Source organism: Streptomyces sp. NPDC048484 (assembly GCF_040651415.1).
Taxonomy (GTDB): Bacteria; Actinomycetota; Actinomycetes; order Streptomycetales; family Streptomycetaceae; genus Streptomyces.
The window spans coordinates 157,541-172,398 of sequence record NZ_JBEZJY010000024.1; the positions used below are offsets into that span (position 1 = coordinate 157,541).

A 14,858-nucleotide genomic window follows, 5' to 3' on the forward strand; every position below is an offset into this window, starting at 1 on the left:
GGCGGTGCCCGGAGTACGTCCCGCCCGGGAGCCACAGGCCGGTTCCCGGACCTGCCGGGCGGCACGGCCGCTCCCGCGGCCCCCAGGGGACTTCTGGTCCGCCGTACCGGGCCGTGCGCGTACCCGGCGAGACCGGCCCTGGTCATCCGGGCCGGTGAGCTGGCAGGATCGCGCGCATGTTCCAGGCACTCCCCCGTATCGGCCGACGCCGGGCCCTGCAGGGTTCGGCCGCCGCCTTCGTGGCCTTCGGGCTGCTGTTGTGGTGGCTGCTGCCCCTGGGCGAGGACTCGCCGGGCGGAAAGGTCGTCATCAGTACGGGGACACCGACCGGGGTGTACCAGCTGTACGGAAATCTGCTGGAGGAGGCGCTCGCCAAGGACATGCCGCGCCTGGACGTGACCCTGGAGCAGAGCGAGGGCTCGCAGGAGAACGTGGAGCGGGTGGCCACCGGGCAGGCCGACTTCACGATCGCGGCGGCCGACGCGGTCGAGAAGTACAAGGCGAACGGCGGGCGCGGCGCGGACCTGTTGCGCGGCTGTGCCCGGCTGTACGACGACTACGTACACGTGGTCGTCCCCCGTAGGTCCTCCGTGAACTCCATCGCGGAGCTGAAGGGCAAGAGGGTGGCGGTGGGGCCGCCGGGTTCCGGGGTACGCCTGATCGCGGAGCATGTGCTGGCGGCGGCCGGCCTCGATCCGAAGAAGGACGTCCAGCCGGTCTCGGCCGGAATCTCCACCGCGCCGAAACTGCTCGAAACGAAGAAGATCGACGCGTTCTTCTGGTCCGGCGGACTCCCGACCAGCGCGGTGACCGACCTCTCGGACCGCTTCGACATCAAACTGGTCCCGATCGATGCCGACCTGGTCGCGAAGCTGCACCAGCCAGGCACGGGGTCCAGCTACTACCGGTCGGCCCTCATGCCGGCAGACGCCTATGGCAAGGCCCAGGGCCGTATCGCCGTGCCTACGGTGGCGGTGGCGAATCTGCTGGTGACGCGGGACGGGACGAACTCGGAGCTCACCGAGGGGATGACCCGCACAGTGATCAACAGTCGCGACCGCATCGGCGAGAAGGTGCATGCCGCGCAACGCGTGGATCTGCGGACCGCCATCTACACCGACCCTCTGGACCTGCACCGGGGCGCACAGCGGTACTACCGCTCGGTCAAGCCTTAGCGGGTCGGTCAAGCCTTAGCAGCTCGGTGGAGAGAACGGTTCGGCGGAGGGAGCGACGAGGCGGGACGGCGGCCCGTACTCCGACGGTGAAGGGGCCTACAAGCCCCCTGTACGCCCGCTCAGGCCCCCGGCATCGTCCGAGGTACCGTCACCGTCACCTTCAGCCCGTGCGGCTCGTGGCGCGCGTACGCGATGGAGCCGCCACCCGCGGAGAGCAGTGCACGCGAGATCGACAGGCCGAGACCCGAACCCTTGATGTTCTGGTGGCCGGCGCTGCGCCAGAAGCGGTCGCCGACGCGGGTCAGGTCCTCGTCGCTCAGGCCGGGCCCGCGGTCGGTGACGACGATCGTCGAGGCCTCGCCGTTGGAGGCCACCTCGACCTCGACGGACTCTCCCTGGGGCGTGAACTTCAGCGCGTTGTCGATGACCGCGTCCAGGGCGCTGGAGAGGGCGATCGGGTCGGCCCAGGCGGTCGTGGCGGGGCAGGTCCCCACGAGTCGTACGCCCTTGTCGTCGGCGTACGGCGACCAGGACGCCACGCGTTCGGCGGTGAGGTCTCCGATGTCGGTGAGCCGCAGGTCCGCCTCGGCGTGCTCGGCGAGGGCGAGGTCCAGGAGGTCGTCCAGGACCTGGCCGAGGCGCTTGCCCTCCGTACGGACGGCAGTGATCTCCTCGTTGCCCTCGGGCAGTTCCAGGGCGAGCAGTTCGATGCGCAGCAGCAGGGCGGACAGGGGGTTGCGCAACTGGTGCGAGGCGTCGGCGACGAAGGCGCGCTGCTGTTCCAGGACATCCTCGACGTTGTCGGCCATCTCGTTGAACGACCGGGCCAGGCGTCTGAGTTCCGGCGGTCCGCCGGCCGCGGCGACCCGGGACTTCAGGCGGCCGGTCGCGATGTCGTGGGTGGTGGCGTCGAGGACGCGGACGGGGAGCAGCACCCAGCCGGTGAGGCGCAGCGCGGCGCCGAGCGCGAGAAGCATCGCGGCGACCTCGCCGGCACCGATGACGAGCCAGCCGTGCAGGATCCTCGACCTCATCTGCCCGGTGGGCGAGTCGGTGACCACCACCGCGACGACGTCACCGTCCCGGATGACGGGGGACGCGACGACGAGACGGTCCCGCTGCCACGGCCAGACCTGCTCCGGGTCGTGGCTGCGGCGGCTCTGGAGCGCTTCGTCGAAGGCGTCGCGCACCTCGCCGTCCGCAGGGAGGTACCAGTTCAGCGGAGCGTTCGCCATGACGTCCTCGTCGCGGTAGAAGACGCCCGCTTTGATCCCGTACAGCTCGTGGTAGATGTCGAGTTCCTGGAGGAGGGTCTCACCGCGCTGTTCCGTGGGGCTGACCCGCGAGCCCTCCGGCCGGTCGGCCACGAACTGGGCCAGGGACGCGAAGCGTGCGGTGTCGTCGATCCGGTCGACGACCACCTTCTGCTGCTGGGCCGCCGCCAGGCTCACGGCCAGGGGGACGCCCAGGGCGAGCAGGATGGCCGCCATGAGGACGATGAGCAGCGGAAGAAGGCGTGTGCGCACCGGGGCCCGCTACGCGGCGGGCGCGACGAGCCGGTATCCGACGCCGCGCACGGTCTCGATCAGGGCGGGCAGCCGCAGCTTGGAGCGCAGCGACGCGACATGCACCTCCAGGGTGCGGCCGGTCCCCTCCCAGCTGGTGCGCCAGACCTCGCTGATGATCTGCTCCCGCCGGAACACGACACCGGGGCGCTGGGCGAGGAGCGCCAGCAGGTCGAACTCCTTGCGGGTCAGTTGGACGATCGAGCCGTCGACGCTGACCTGGCGTGTGGACAGTTCGATGTGTACGGGGCCGAGGCGCAGCGACTCCTCACCGGAGGGCGCAGCGTCGTCGGGGACCTTGCGCCGGCTGACGGCGTGGATACGGGCGAGGAGTTCTCCGGTGTCGTAGGGCTTCACCACGTAGTCGTCGGCGCCGAGGTTGAGGCCGTGGATCCGGGAGCGTACGTCCGCCCGCGCGGTGACCATGATCACGGGCGTGCTGGTCCGCTTGCGGATCTTGCCGCAGACCTCGTAGCCGTCCTGGTCGGGCAGCCCGAGGTCGAGGAGCACCACTCCGAAGCCGTCCCCTTCCGGGACGAGTGCCTGGAGGGCCTCTTCGCCGCTGCGGGCGTGCGTGACCGCGAAGCCGTGACGGGCGAGGACCGCGGACAGAGCGGCAGCGACGTGGTTGTCGTCCTCGACGAGGAGCAGTCTCATTACGGCCCCCTTAGGTTCATCAGTCGTATGTTCTGAGCGGATAGAACGGATGGACGTGGACCCGCGCGCGTGCCCCCTGGCAGTCAGGCCGATGGACGCGGACGGCGTCAAGCATGTTCGGGTCGCGGCCCACTTCCGTTACGCAGCCGGTACGCGCCCGGGGCGGCCTTCACGAAGAGTGCCCGGTCGCCGCCGGATCGTTATGCTCAATTTCCCCTCAGATGTGATGACGCTGATCGTGCGGCGTCACTACTGTCCTCCGCAACCGAGGAGGACGGAGCTAGAGGCCGATGACCGAAGTATCGGTGACCAAGGACGCCGTACCCACGGCCGACGATCTGGTCGTACTGAAGAACGTCAACAAGCACTTCGGTGCGTTGCATGTACTTCAGGACATCGATCTGACCATCGCCCGTGGTGAGGTTGTCGTGGTCATCGGACCCTCCGGGTCCGGAAAGTCCACCCTGTGCCGCGCGATCAACCGCCTGGAGTCGATCGAGTCGGGATCCATCACGATCGACGGAAAGCCGCTGCCCGAGGAGGGCAAGGCACTCGCCCGTCTGCGCGCCGACGTCGGCATGGTCTTCCAGTCCTTCAACCTGTTCGCGCACAAGACGGTGCTCGAAAACGTGATGCTGGGCCAGCTCAAGGTCCGTAAGGCGGACAAGAAGGCCGCCGAGGAGAAGGCACGCGGGCTGCTCGACCGAGTGGGCGTCACCGCCCAGGCGGACAAGTACCCGGCGCAGCTCTCCGGCGGGCAGCAGCAACGTGTCGCGATCGCACGGGCGCTGGCGATGGACCCCAAGGTCATGCTCTTCGACGAGCCGACTTCGGCTCTCGACCCGGAGATGATCAACGAGGTCCTGGAAGTCATGCAGCAGCTCGCGCGTGACGGAATGACAATGGTCGTGGTCACCCACGAGATGGGATTCGCCCGTTCGGCGGCCAACCGTGTCGTCTTCATGGCGGACGGACGCATCGTCGAAGAGGCTGTGCCGGACCAGTTCTTCAGCAACCCGCGCAGCGACCGGGCGAAGGACTTCCTGTCGAAGATCCTGCACCACTGACGACCTACGTCACCCGCACTGCCGGATCGCACGTCTTCACCACTCAAAGGATGTTCACCATGAAGCTCCGCAAGGTCACCGCCGCCTCGGCCGCCGTCCTCGCGCTCGCTGTCACCGCCACCGCGTGCGGTTCCGACGACAAGGACGACAGCAGCGGCTCCTCCTCCGGGGGCGGCAACAAGAAGATCACCATCGGCATCAAGTTCGACCAGCCCGGCATCGGCCAGAAGACGCCGGACGGCTACGCGGGCTTCGACGTCGACGTCGCGACGTACGTCGCCAAGCAGCTCGGTTACAGCGACGACCAGATCCAGTGGAAGGAGGCGAAGAGCGCCGACCGCGAGACCATGCTCCAGCGTGGTGACGTCGACTTCATCGCCGCCTCCTACTCGATCAACGACGAGCGCGCGGCGAAGGTCGACTTCGCCGGCCCGTACCTCCTCGCCCACCAGGACGTGCTGGTCCGTGCCGACGACGACTCGATCAAGACGCCTAAGGACCTCAACAGCAAGAAGCTGTGTTCGGTGACGGGCTCGACCTCGGCGCAGAACGTCAAGGACAAGCTCGCCCCGAAGGCCCAGCTTCAGAAGTACCCGACCTACTCGGCGTGCCTGACCGGTGTACAGAGCGGCGCCCTCGACGCGCTGACCACCGACGACTCGATCCTCGCCGGTTACGCCTCGCAGGCGAACTTCAAGGGCAAGTTCAAGCTCGGCGGCTTCAAGATGACCAACGAGAACTACGGCATCGGCGTCAAGAAGGGCAGCGACCTCAAGGCCAAGATCGACACGGCCCTGGAAAAGATGGTCTCCGACAAGACGTGGGACAAGGCCGTGAAGGACAACTTCGGCCCGGCCAACTACAAGAACGAGCCCGCCCCGAAGATCGGCAACATCGTCAAGTGAAGCGGGATCTGACCTGACTGGTGCGTCGTCCTCCGGGGCGGCGCACCAGTCAGGAGGACCCCTCCCCACACGCGGAAGCGCGGGAGATCGTGTTCGACTTTCTTGAAGGTTACGACCTGTGGGAAGCCTTCTGGACGACGGTGCAACTGACCGTTCTGTCCGCCGTAGGCTCCCTGATCTGGGGAACCCTGCTGGCCGCCATGCGGGTCGGCCCGGTGCCTCTGATGCGCGGCTTCGGTACCGCTTACGTCAACATCGTGCGGAACATCCCGCTGACCGTGATCATCCTGTTCGCGTCGCTCGGACTCAACCAGACGTTCGGGATCACCCTCGGCTCGGATCAGACCGACACCATCAACTTCAGGCTCGCGGTACTCGGTCTGATCGTGTACACCTCGGCGTTCGTGTGTGAGGCGCTGCGATCCGGCATCAACACGGTGCCCGTCGGACAGGCCGAGGCGGCGCGGGCCATCGGCCTGAACTTCACACAGGTGCTGTCGCTGATCGTGCTCCCGCAGGCCTTCCGTTCGGTCGTCGGCCCGCTGGCGAACGTCCTGATCGCATTGACGAAGAACACCACGGTGGCCGCCGCGATCGGTGTGGCCGAGGCCGCGGCGTTGATGAAGACGATGATCGAGAACGAGGCGCAGCTCATCGCGATCTCCGCGGTCATCGCGTTCGGATTCGTGTGTCTGACGCTGCCGACGGGTCTGTTCTTCGGCTGGCTGAGCAAGAAGGTGGCGGTGAAGCGATGAGCTCGGTCCTCTACGACGCCCAGGGTCCACGGGCCAAGCGGCGGAGCCTCGTGTTCTCCGTGGTGTTTCTCGCCGCTCTCGCCGCTGTGCTGTGGTGGATGTACAGCAAGCTCGACGAGAAGGGCCAGCTCGAGTGGGTGCTGTGGAAGCCCTTCTTCACCGGCACCGAGGCATGGAGCACATACCTCTGGCCGGGGCTGCAGAACACTCTCAAGGCCGCGGCGCTCGCCATGGTCATCGCGCTGCCGCTCGGCGCGGTCCTGGGTATCGCCCGGCTGTCCGACCACGCCTGGGTGCGTGTCCCGGCCGGCGTCGTGGTGGAGTTCTTCCGCGCCATTCCGGTGCTGGTGCTCATGATCTTCGGCCTCGCCCTGTTCTCCGAGTACACGAACGTCAACACGGACGATCGCCCGCTGTACGCGGTCGTCACCGGCCTGGTGCTCTACAACTCCTCGGTCCTCGCCGAGATCGTCCGGGCAGGCATCCTGTCGCTGCCCAAGGGCCAGTCCGAGGCCGCGTCGGCGGTCGGCCTGCGCAAGAACCAGGTCATGCGGTTCATCCTGCTGCCGCAGGCGGTCACGGCGATGCTGCCCGCGATCGTCAGCCAACTCGTGGTGATCGTGAAGGACACGGCGCTCGGTGGCGCGGTCCTCACCTTCCCCGAGTTGCTCGCGTCGGCCAGCTCGATGATCGGCTACTACGGCAATCCCATCGCCAGCTTCACGGTGGTAGCCGTGATCTTCATCGTGATCAACTTTGCCCTCACGTCCTTCGCGAGCTGGCTGGAGGGCAGGCTGCGCCGCGGCAAGAAGTCCACCGGCGCGGTGCTCGGGGCGGACGCGGTCGACGAGCTCAGCGCACCTGGTGATCACGTGGATGTCACCCACGAGGTCGACAAGGGCAAGTGAACAGCCCACCCGCATCGAAGAACTGACGCGATGTGAGCAGCCGGAGGCAGTGGCGTGAGCGCCACTGCCTCCGTCACTTGACGCAAGCACCGGCAATAGGTTGCATACGTTCTGTGATCGTGTACCCCGCTCCACCTGCAAGTCCCGGTAGGACACTCAGCACGCCGCTCCGGGCAGGGGGCACCGCGCCGTGGACCCGGTGATCATTGTCGGAGCGGGGCCCGTAGGACTCACGCTCGCCCTGGCGCTGGCGCGCCAGGAGGTCCCGTCGGTCGTCCTGGACGAGGGTCCCGGGAAAGACGAGCAGAGGCTGGCGCGTACGACCGTCCTGCGCGAGGACACCACCGCGCTGGTCGGACGGCTGACAGGGTTCCCCCTCACCGAGGCCGGTTTCCGTTGGGCCGGATGGCGGTCGATGCGGCGCAAGCAGGTGATGCGGCAGATCACGTTCACCGAGGACGATCCGGCGCTCCTGCACCTCCCCCAGCACGTTCTGACCGACGCCCTGCGGACGGCGATCGTGGACGAACGCCTGGTCAAGGTCTCCGTGGAAAGCCGTCTCGACTCCGTCGAGCAGGAGCCCGCGGGCGTCACGGCGCACACGCGGGGGCCCAAGGGCACGTGGTGGCGCGGTAGCTACCTGGTCGGCTGCGACGGTCCGCGCTCGACGGTGCGCAAGCTCCAGGACATCCGCTTCCCCGGCCGCACCGCCGTGGAACGGCACGCGGTCGCGGCCCTGCGTACGGAGCTCCCGTGGCCCGGCGAGGCGTTGTTGCACCGCATGCCACCGTGGCGGACCTCGGGCCCCTCGGTCGCCGAAGTGACCGCGCGCCCCCTGGCCGAGGACCTGTGGCGCCTGGACTGGCTGCTCCCCCCGGGGAAGGACCTCGTCACGCCCGACCTGCTCGTGGCGCGCGTCCGCGAGACCCTGGCGGGCTGGTGCGGGGGCACCACCCCGCCGTACGAGCTGCTGGACACCGGAGTCCACGCGGTCCACCACCGGCTGGCGCGCCGCTGGCGGGCCGGCCGTGTCCTCCTCGCCGGGGACGCGGCGCATCTGCTCGGCGCACTCGGCACCCAGGGCCTCGACGAGGGGCTGCGGGACGCCGACAACCTCGCGTGGAAGCTGGCCCTCGCCTGGCATCACGGTCCGCACGAGGCACTGCTCGACAGCTACCAGGTGGAGCGGCGCGCGAACGTCGCCGCCCGGCTGCGCGCCGCCGACCAGGCCCTGCCGGTGCTGCGTGCCGGAGGCCTGCGGTCCGTGGTGCCCGGCTCGGCCCGCAGCCATGACAGTTTGCTCACGGACGGTCACCTGGGGCGCGGTCCGCTGGGTGCGCCGGGAGCGTACGCCGATTCGCCGCTCGCACCTCCACGCGCCGAGTCCTCGGTCGAGGTCGACACGGCGGTGGGTGCTCCGGTCGCCGATGTACGGGTGACGGCGGAGGACGGTTCGTCCGTGGCGCTGCGGGACCGGCTGGGCCGGGGGGCGCTCCTCGTACTGCTGATCGCGCCGGGGACTGTGGTGTGGGAACGCAAGCACTGGGTGACGGCCGGGGTCATGCCGCGGCTCGCCGCCGCCGTGACCGCACTGCCGCACCGGGCCGAGCTGCTGGTCGCCGAGGCCTACCCGGGCGCGGCCGCGCACTCGGTGCTGCTGATCCGCCCGGACGGGCACCTGGTCACAGCGTTGAGCGGGGTGCGCCCGGCGGAGCTGTACGAGGCCGCGGAGGCGGCACTGGGCGGCCCCCGGGCCACGGCGGAGGCGGCCGCGAGCAGGTCCTGAATGCCCTCTGTCCACCCGATGACACCGAGTTGACCGGCCCGCACCGTCGTGGTCTACTCCGGATCGTGACCGACACCTGTGTGCGCCTGTGGCGGAGGGTCCATATGGACCTCGTCCGCTATGCGGGCTGTGTGTGTCGCCCGTCCTGCTGACTTCGCATCCCTCTTCTGTATCCCGCGCGTGTGACCTCTGTGTTGCCGCGCGCACCCACGCGAACGCTTGTCAGGACGGTACCCGTGTCTGTGTCACCCTCTGTCTCTGTTTCCGCCTCCACTCCCGCCTCCGCCAGCTCCGCGGTCCCCGCTGCGGCCCGCACCCCCACTCAGGCCGAGCTGCTGGACTTCGTACGGCGCACGGCCGCCGACGCGGAGCTGATCGCCTCCCTGCCGCTCGATCCCGAGGGCCGTACGTGGGTACGCCTCGAAGGCCCCGGCGGCAGCGAGGCCTGGCTCATCGGCTGGCCGCCCGGCACGGGCACCGGCTGGCACGACCACGCCGAGTCGGTGGGTGCTTTCCTCACCGCGTCGGGCGAGCTCAAGGAGAACTCGCTCGTCGCGCGGCTGCCCACCGACGGCTGGCAGACCCTCGAACTCACCGAGGGGATCGACCGTGAACGGCGGCTGTCGGCCGGCAAGGGTCGTTCTTTCGGCCGCCACCACGTGCACGAGGTACTCAACGAGTCCGCCGAGGAGCACGCCGTCTCCGTGCACGCGTACTACCCGCCGCTGCCGAGGATCCGCCGCTACAGCCGCAGCGGCCAGGTCCTGCGCCTGGAGCAGGTCGAGCGCCCCGCGGACTGGCAGTGACGGCCGAGCGTCCTGTGGGGATCGATGAGCTGCTACGCGTCGAGCCTCGCGGCCGTGTCCCTGCACCACTTGGGAGTCCACCGGGCCACGGACCTGGTGGGAGGCTTCCAGGCTTGGCGAGCGGCAGGGCTGCCGGTACATACGGCCCGGGCAGCCTTGGCTGAGGCGAGTACGGCGAGTACGGCCTCGATCTCGGCTGTGGCTGCGGCTGCGGCTGTCTAGGAGCCCAGGCAGACGGAGAAGCCGCTCCCTCAGATGCAGAAGCCGCCCCGTCAGGCGTATCCCGTCCGGGCGTTGGGCATAGCCAGCAGTGGGTGCCCCTTCACGTAAGGGGCACCCACCATTGCGTACCGCCCCTTACTCCCTGGCCGTCGCCGCTGTGACAGGGCGGACCTTGAGGGCCACCCGGCCGGGCACCGCGGTGGCGACGAGGGCGAGCAGTCCGGCGGACGCCACCACCGCGATGTACACCAGGGGCGTGACGGCCGGAGCCGCACTGCCCGTCATCCCGACGCTGAAGGCCGTCAGGACGGCGAGCGCGATCCCGCTGCCGAGGCCGGTGGCCAGCAGCAGGACCGACAGCGCCTCTGTCCGCAGCATGCGCAGCACCTGGTGGCGGGTGGCACCCGCGAGGCGGAGCAGCGCGAATTCGCGGACACGCTCCGAGACCGACATGGCGAGCGTGTTGACGACCGCGATGGCGGTGAAGGCGAGCACGAGGCCCATGGCGAAGTAGTTGACCTCGGCGTTCGCCTGCTGCCGCTCGGCCTGCAACGAGTCCGCGGTGGCCGGCGAGACGACCCGGACCCCCGGGAACTTCCGGACGGCGGCCGACAGTTCTTCCAGTGAACGGGGGGTGGAGACGAGGACCGTGGCCGCGAGCGGGTTGTCGACGTGCCGGGCGATGAGGTCGTGGGCCATCGTGAGGTCGCCGAAGCCGAGGCCCTTGGTGTAGACGGCGGCGACGGTGAGGGTGACGGGCGTGCCGTCGCCGAGGGTGAGTTTCAGTGCGCTGCCAGGCTTCAGGTGGAGTTGGTCCGCGGCGAGTTCGCTGACGGCAACGGTGTCTTCTGTGAGCTCGGCGAGGGAGCCGTCGGTGACCTCGGGGTCCCAGGTGCGGGTCAGCCCCTGGGGTGTGACGCCCTGTGCCGCGTACTTGCCGAGCCCGACGCGGACGGTCGTGCGGACGATCTCAGTGGCGACGTCACGGTCCGTACGCAGTTGTCGTGCGACCTGCTTCGGGACGCCGGGGCCCTGTGCCGCGAGGACCCAGTCCGCGCGGATTCCCTCGCGGGCCTGGGCCCGGGCGGCGTGCCCCAGAGTGGGCTGGACGAAGAGGACGGTGCAGGTCATACCGATGAGGAGGGTGAGCGGGGTGACGACGGAGGCCATGCGGGCGGCGTTACCGCGCAGGTTGGCGGTGGCTAGTTTGCCGCCCAGGCCGGTGAGTCGCAGTGGAGTGCCCAGGACCGCTGCGGCCGCCCTCACCAGGAGCGGGCCGAGGAGGGCGACGGCGGAGGCAAGGACCACAACGGCCAGAAAGGTCACAGGAGTCGAGGCCGGCTCGGTGCGCAGCACGCTGAGTAGAGCGACGAGAACCGTGCCCCCGGCCAGTAGCACGAACCCCGCAACAACGCGGCCCCAGGCCGGTCGAGTGAGCGCCGCCGCGGTCTCGGCGAGTGCCTCGGCCGGGCGGAGACGGGCGATGCGCCGGGACGAGACACGCGCGGCTGCCCAGGCACCGACGAGGGTGGCGGCGACTGCGGCGAACACCGGAAACACGCTGACCGTGTGCTGAAGCGTGGCGGGCACGGCGCCCAGGGCGACGAACCTGCCGTGCAGCCAGCCGCCGAGCGGCAGTCCGGCGAGCGCTCCGGTGATGCCTGCAGCCGCGCCGACCAGCAGGGCCTCCCGGCCGAGGAGTTTGCGGATCTGTCCGGGAGTGGCGGCGATGGCGCGGAGCAGGGCGAGTTCGCGGTGCCGCTGCTGGACGGAGAGCGCGAACGTACCGACGACCACCAGGATGGCGACGAGGAGAGATGTACCGCCCATCGCGCCTCCCATGCTGACGAGCTTGATCCGGGCGGCAGCCGCGTCGAGGAACTCGACGGGGCCTCGCTCGTCACCGGCGCTGACCTGCGCGGTGGTGCCGTGCAGCGCCTTGACCACGGCCCTTTCGAGGGTGGCGGTGTCTATGCCCTTGGCCGGGACAACGCCGAAGGCCGTGACGTCGCCGGGGTGCGCGGCGAGGCGCCGGGCTTCGGCAGTCGAGAAGAAGAGGGAGGTCTGGTGGCGTATGCCGTCTCCGGCCGGTACCGCGATGCCGGTGACGCGGTACGTGCGCGGGCTCTGCGTGGATTGGACGGCGAGGCGGTCACCGGGCCTGAGCCGGGCGCGGTCGGCGAGATAGCGGTCCACAACCAGATCGCCCGGTGCCTTGGGCGGGGTTCCGGTGGCGAGGGTGTACGGGGTGAGGGCCGCGGAGTCCCAGGCGTGACCGTAGGCGGTCCGGTCGCCTGTGCCGGTGGGGGTCAAGGGCTGTGCCAGGAAGGTCAGTTCCGGGATGACGCGCTCGGCGCCGGGGACTGCGCCGAGCCGCGCTGTGAGGTTCTCCGGCAACCAGGCCCGTTCGGCGATGGGTTTGGCCTTGTGCTTGGTCTTGGTCTTGCCCTTCTTGTGCTTGACGGTGGTCTGATGGACGTTCTGGTCGGCGGAGACCACCACGGGGGTGGCGGCGTAGCGCTCTGTGCGAATGGTGCCGCGCAGTCCGGTTTCGAGGAGCGTGCCGCAGGCGGTGATGAGGGCGGCCGCGCACATCAGTGCGAGGAAGGCGCCGATGAAGCCACCTTTGCGGTGCCGGACGGTCTGCAGGGCGTAGCGCAGCATCATGGGGTCCCGGCCTCTCTTCTGTTGTCTTTGCCTTTGTCGTCTTCGTTGCCGTCGGGCGCGAGCTCGCCCGCGGCGTCGCCCTGGGCTGGGAAGGCGAGGAAGCGGGTGAGTACCGTGCGGGCGCCGGCCGGGGTGTCGGCCTCCGGGCGCTTGTACCGGTTGAGGAGGGCGATGTACTCCTCGAAGAACGCTCGGAGTTCGGGGAGCGTCAGCCGGATCGTGCCGCGTGAGTACGGGAAGGCGTCGGCCCATGGTTCGTCGCCGGGCTGCCGCTGGAGCTGGAGCTGCTCGAAGAGTTCGAGGTCGGCGGCGTAGGCGTGGTGGTTGAGTTCGTCCATAACGAGCCGCATTTCGGGGCTCTGGCGGCTGCGGGGCGGAAAGCGGCGGTCTCCGGGAACGGCCCGCCACCAGCGCTCCCTGCCCTGCCCGTGGGCGCCCGTCTCCTCGACGAAGCCATAGCGCGCGAGTTCACGCAGGTGGTAGCTGGTGGCCCCGGTGTTGAGCCCGAGGGACCGGGCCAGCGTGGCGGAGGTGGCGGGACCGTGCACGGTGAGGTGCTGCAGCATCCGCTGTCGACGGGGCTGGGCAAGCGCTTTGAGCGTGGCCAGGTCGGAGAGCTCGACCGGAGCGCGATCGGTCTCCTCGGCTGCGGGAGATACGCGCCCTGATTCCGTGGGGTCGGCAGCGCCGGGTTCCTGTGCCATACGTACACAGTCGTCTGTGCACAGGTATCTGTGCACTGCGGCCGTCCGGCGTCCTGGACAGGGGGTTAACCCCACCCTCACCCCGCCCTCGGTCACGGCATACGGAAGTTCCCCGACGAGGACCCGATGGGGAGTTGTCGCTCATCCGGGGGCGAAGTGCCCGGTGACGGCGGCCCGCTGTACGGCTCCGGGCCCGTACGCGATGGGCGCCCCCGCGCGTCCACCGTGTCCGGGCCCGGAGTCGGCGGACCTGGAGTCGGTGGGCCAGCTGCCGACCGGCTCGAAACCGACGGCGCCACCGTGCTCAAGTCCTGCCTCGGCCCCCTGAGAAGCTCAGGGAAGCTCCGGAACCTCTCTCGAACTCCCTCAGAACCCCTCGTCGCCAAGGAACTCGGTGTCCTCGCCCTCTTCCTCGAGCGCCTGCCGGACCACGCGGAGGGCGGTGCCCTGCGAGTAGCCCTTGCGGGCGAGCATGCCCGCGAGGCGCCGTATGCGCTTGTCGCGGTCGAGGCCGCGAGTGGAACGCAGCTTGCGCGCCACGAGTTCGCGTGCGGTCGCCTCCTCCTGTTCGGAGTCGAGTTGTGCGACCGCCTCGTCGATCAGCGTGGAGTCCACGCCCTTGGTCCGAAGTTCCCGGGCGAGTGCCCGCCTGGCGAGGCCCCGGCCGTGGTGGCGGGACTCGACCCAGGCCTCCGCGAAGGCACCGTCGTTGATCAGCCCGACCTCTTCGAAGCGGGACAGCACCTCTTCCGCCACGTCGTCCGGGATCTCGCGCTTGCGCAACGCGTCCTCGAGTTGCTTCCGCGTGCGCGGGTTCCCGGTGAGCAGGCGCAGACAGATCGCCCGCGCCCGCTCAGCCGGGTCCCTCGGGGGCTCCCCCTTCTCGGCCCTCGACGAGGAAGGGTTGCCTCCGTCCTGTGCGCCGCCGGACGACTCTCCGAAGCCACGCCGCCGACCGCGCGCCCGTCGAGCACTGCCTCCGCGACTCGGGGCGCTCTCGTCCTGTGCCCCGCCGTCCCACTCTCCGTCATCCCCGTACGGCCAGTCACCGGCGCCGCGTGGTGAGCCGCCGCCCGGTGAACCGTCGCTTTCCCGCGGGCCGCCACCGCGGGACCTGCCGTCACTGCGTCGCGAACCACCGGCAGGTCGGCGGTCGCCCTTGTGATCGTCGTATGCCCCGTCCGCGCCCGAGGTACCGGGACCGAACGGCTCGTCAGCGCCGTACCGTCTGCCGCTTTCGTACGCGCTGTCCCTGTCTCCGCCAGTGCCGATGTCTCCCCCATGGCCCTGCCCATGGGGGGCGGCGGGGTAGACGTACTCGGCCCAGTCCGTTCGTCGTGTCACGGGCTAGCTCTTGGCCGCCGCGGCCTTGGGCTTGGTGGTCTTGGCCGCGGGAGCGGGAACCGTCTTCGCGACCTCGCCGGGAGCAACCGACACTGCCGCGTCCGCACCGGGCTCGGCGGTGGGCTGCTCCAGCTTCACACCGACGCCCAGCTTCTCCAGGATCTTCTTCTCGATCTCGTTGGCCAGGTCCGGGTTGTCCTTCAGGAAGTTGCGCGCGTTCTCCTTGCCCTGGCCGAGCTGGTCGCCCTCGTACGTGTACCAGGCGCCGGCCTTGCGGACGAAGCCGTTCTCCACGCC

General features: G+C 69.6%; 13 protein-coding genes and 2 pseudogenes. 9 read left to right on the plus strand and 6 right to left on the minus strand.

Going from position 1 to position 14,858, the window contains the following annotated elements; genetic code table 11:
* Positions 1-176: 176 nt before the first annotated feature.
* Positions 177-1,175, plus strand: coding sequence for a TAXI family TRAP transporter solute-binding subunit (locus AB0D14_RS24750; RefSeq protein WP_362782664.1), 999 nt, complete (start codon positions 177-179; stop codon positions 1,173-1,175).
* 119 nt (positions 1,176-1,294) lie between these two features.
* Here the strand turns inward: AB0D14_RS24750 and AB0D14_RS24755 are convergent, their stop codons facing one another.
* Both AB0D14_RS24755 and AB0D14_RS24760 read right to left on the minus strand, forming a co-directional pair.
* Positions 1,295-2,701: a HAMP domain-containing sensor histidine kinase gene (locus AB0D14_RS24755; protein WP_362782667.1), complete on the minus strand. Its 1,407-nt coding sequence runs from the start codon at positions 2,699-2,701 to the stop codon at positions 1,295-1,297.
* A gap of 9 nt (positions 2,702-2,710) precedes the next feature.
* On the minus strand, positions 2,711-3,397 hold the full coding sequence (locus AB0D14_RS24760; protein WP_362782669.1) for a response regulator transcription factor: 687 nt from the start codon (positions 3,395-3,397) through the stop codon (positions 2,711-2,713).
* A gap of 290 nt (positions 3,398-3,687) precedes the next feature.
* On the opposite strand from AB0D14_RS24760, the gene AB0D14_RS24765 reads away from it, so the two are divergent.
* The 8 genes and pseudogenes from AB0D14_RS24765 to AB0D14_RS24800 all read left to right on the plus strand — a co-directional run.
* Positions 3,688-4,464 (plus strand): amino acid ABC transporter ATP-binding protein, encoded by a 777-nt coding sequence (locus AB0D14_RS24765; protein ID WP_362782671.1) that lies wholly within the window; start codon positions 3,688-3,690, stop codon positions 4,462-4,464.
* Positions 4,465-4,523: 59 nt separating this feature from the next.
* The gene (locus AB0D14_RS24770; RefSeq protein WP_362782674.1) at positions 4,524-5,369 is read left to right on the plus strand and encodes a glutamate ABC transporter substrate-binding protein; all 846 of its coding nucleotides are present in this window, start codon (positions 4,524-4,526) and stop codon (positions 5,367-5,369) included.
* 89 nt (positions 5,370-5,458) lie between these two features.
* The gene (locus AB0D14_RS24775; protein WP_362782676.1) at positions 5,459-6,124 is read left to right on the plus strand and encodes an amino acid ABC transporter permease; all 666 of its coding nucleotides are present in this window, start codon (positions 5,459-5,461) and stop codon (positions 6,122-6,124) included.
* A complete protein-coding gene (locus tag AB0D14_RS24780) occupies positions 6,121-7,032 on the plus strand; it encodes an amino acid ABC transporter permease (protein ID WP_362782679.1) in 912 nt (303 codons plus the stop codon). Before AB0D14_RS24775 ends, AB0D14_RS24780 begins: the two co-directional genes overlap by 4 nt.
* A gap of 190 nt (positions 7,033-7,222) precedes the next feature.
* Positions 7,223-8,818: an FAD-dependent monooxygenase gene (locus AB0D14_RS24785; RefSeq protein WP_362782681.1), complete on the plus strand. Its 1,596-nt coding sequence runs from the start codon at positions 7,223-7,225 to the stop codon at positions 8,816-8,818.
* A gap of 80 nt (positions 8,819-8,898) precedes the next feature.
* Positions 8,899-8,970 (plus strand): putative leader peptide, encoded by a 72-nt coding sequence (locus AB0D14_RS24790; protein ID WP_309544753.1) that lies wholly within the window; start codon positions 8,899-8,901, stop codon positions 8,968-8,970.
* Between the two features lie 84 nt (positions 8,971-9,054).
* Positions 9,055-9,624: a cysteine dioxygenase gene (locus AB0D14_RS24795; protein WP_362782683.1), complete on the plus strand. Its 570-nt coding sequence runs from the start codon at positions 9,055-9,057 to the stop codon at positions 9,622-9,624.
* 33 nt (positions 9,625-9,657) lie between these two features.
* Positions 9,658-9,846, plus strand: a pseudogene (locus AB0D14_RS24800) (hypothetical protein); the annotation flags it as partial.
* Positions 9,847-9,981: 135 nt separating this feature from the next.
* Here AB0D14_RS24800 and AB0D14_RS24805 read toward each other — a convergent pair.
* The 4 genes and pseudogenes from AB0D14_RS24805 to AB0D14_RS24820 all read right to left on the minus strand — a co-directional run.
* Entirely contained in the window at positions 9,982-12,513 is a 2,532-nt protein-coding gene (locus tag AB0D14_RS24805; protein WP_362782686.1) for an ABC transporter permease, read from the minus strand.
* The gene (locus AB0D14_RS24810) at positions 12,510-13,217 is read right to left on the minus strand and encodes a helix-turn-helix domain-containing protein (protein ID WP_362782689.1); all 708 of its coding nucleotides are present in this window, start codon (positions 13,215-13,217) and stop codon (positions 12,510-12,512) included. The genes AB0D14_RS24805 and AB0D14_RS24810 overlap by 4 nt, the downstream gene beginning before the upstream one ends.
* 366 nt (positions 13,218-13,583) lie before the next feature.
* Positions 13,584-14,561, minus strand: a complete 978-nt coding sequence (gene recX / locus AB0D14_RS24815; protein ID WP_362782691.1) for a recombination regulator RecX — start codon at positions 14,559-14,561, stop codon at positions 13,584-13,586.
* A gap of 3 nt (positions 14,562-14,564) precedes the next feature.
* Positions 14,565-14,858: pseudogene (locus tag AB0D14_RS24820) on the minus strand (DNA recombination/repair protein RecA); the annotation flags it as partial.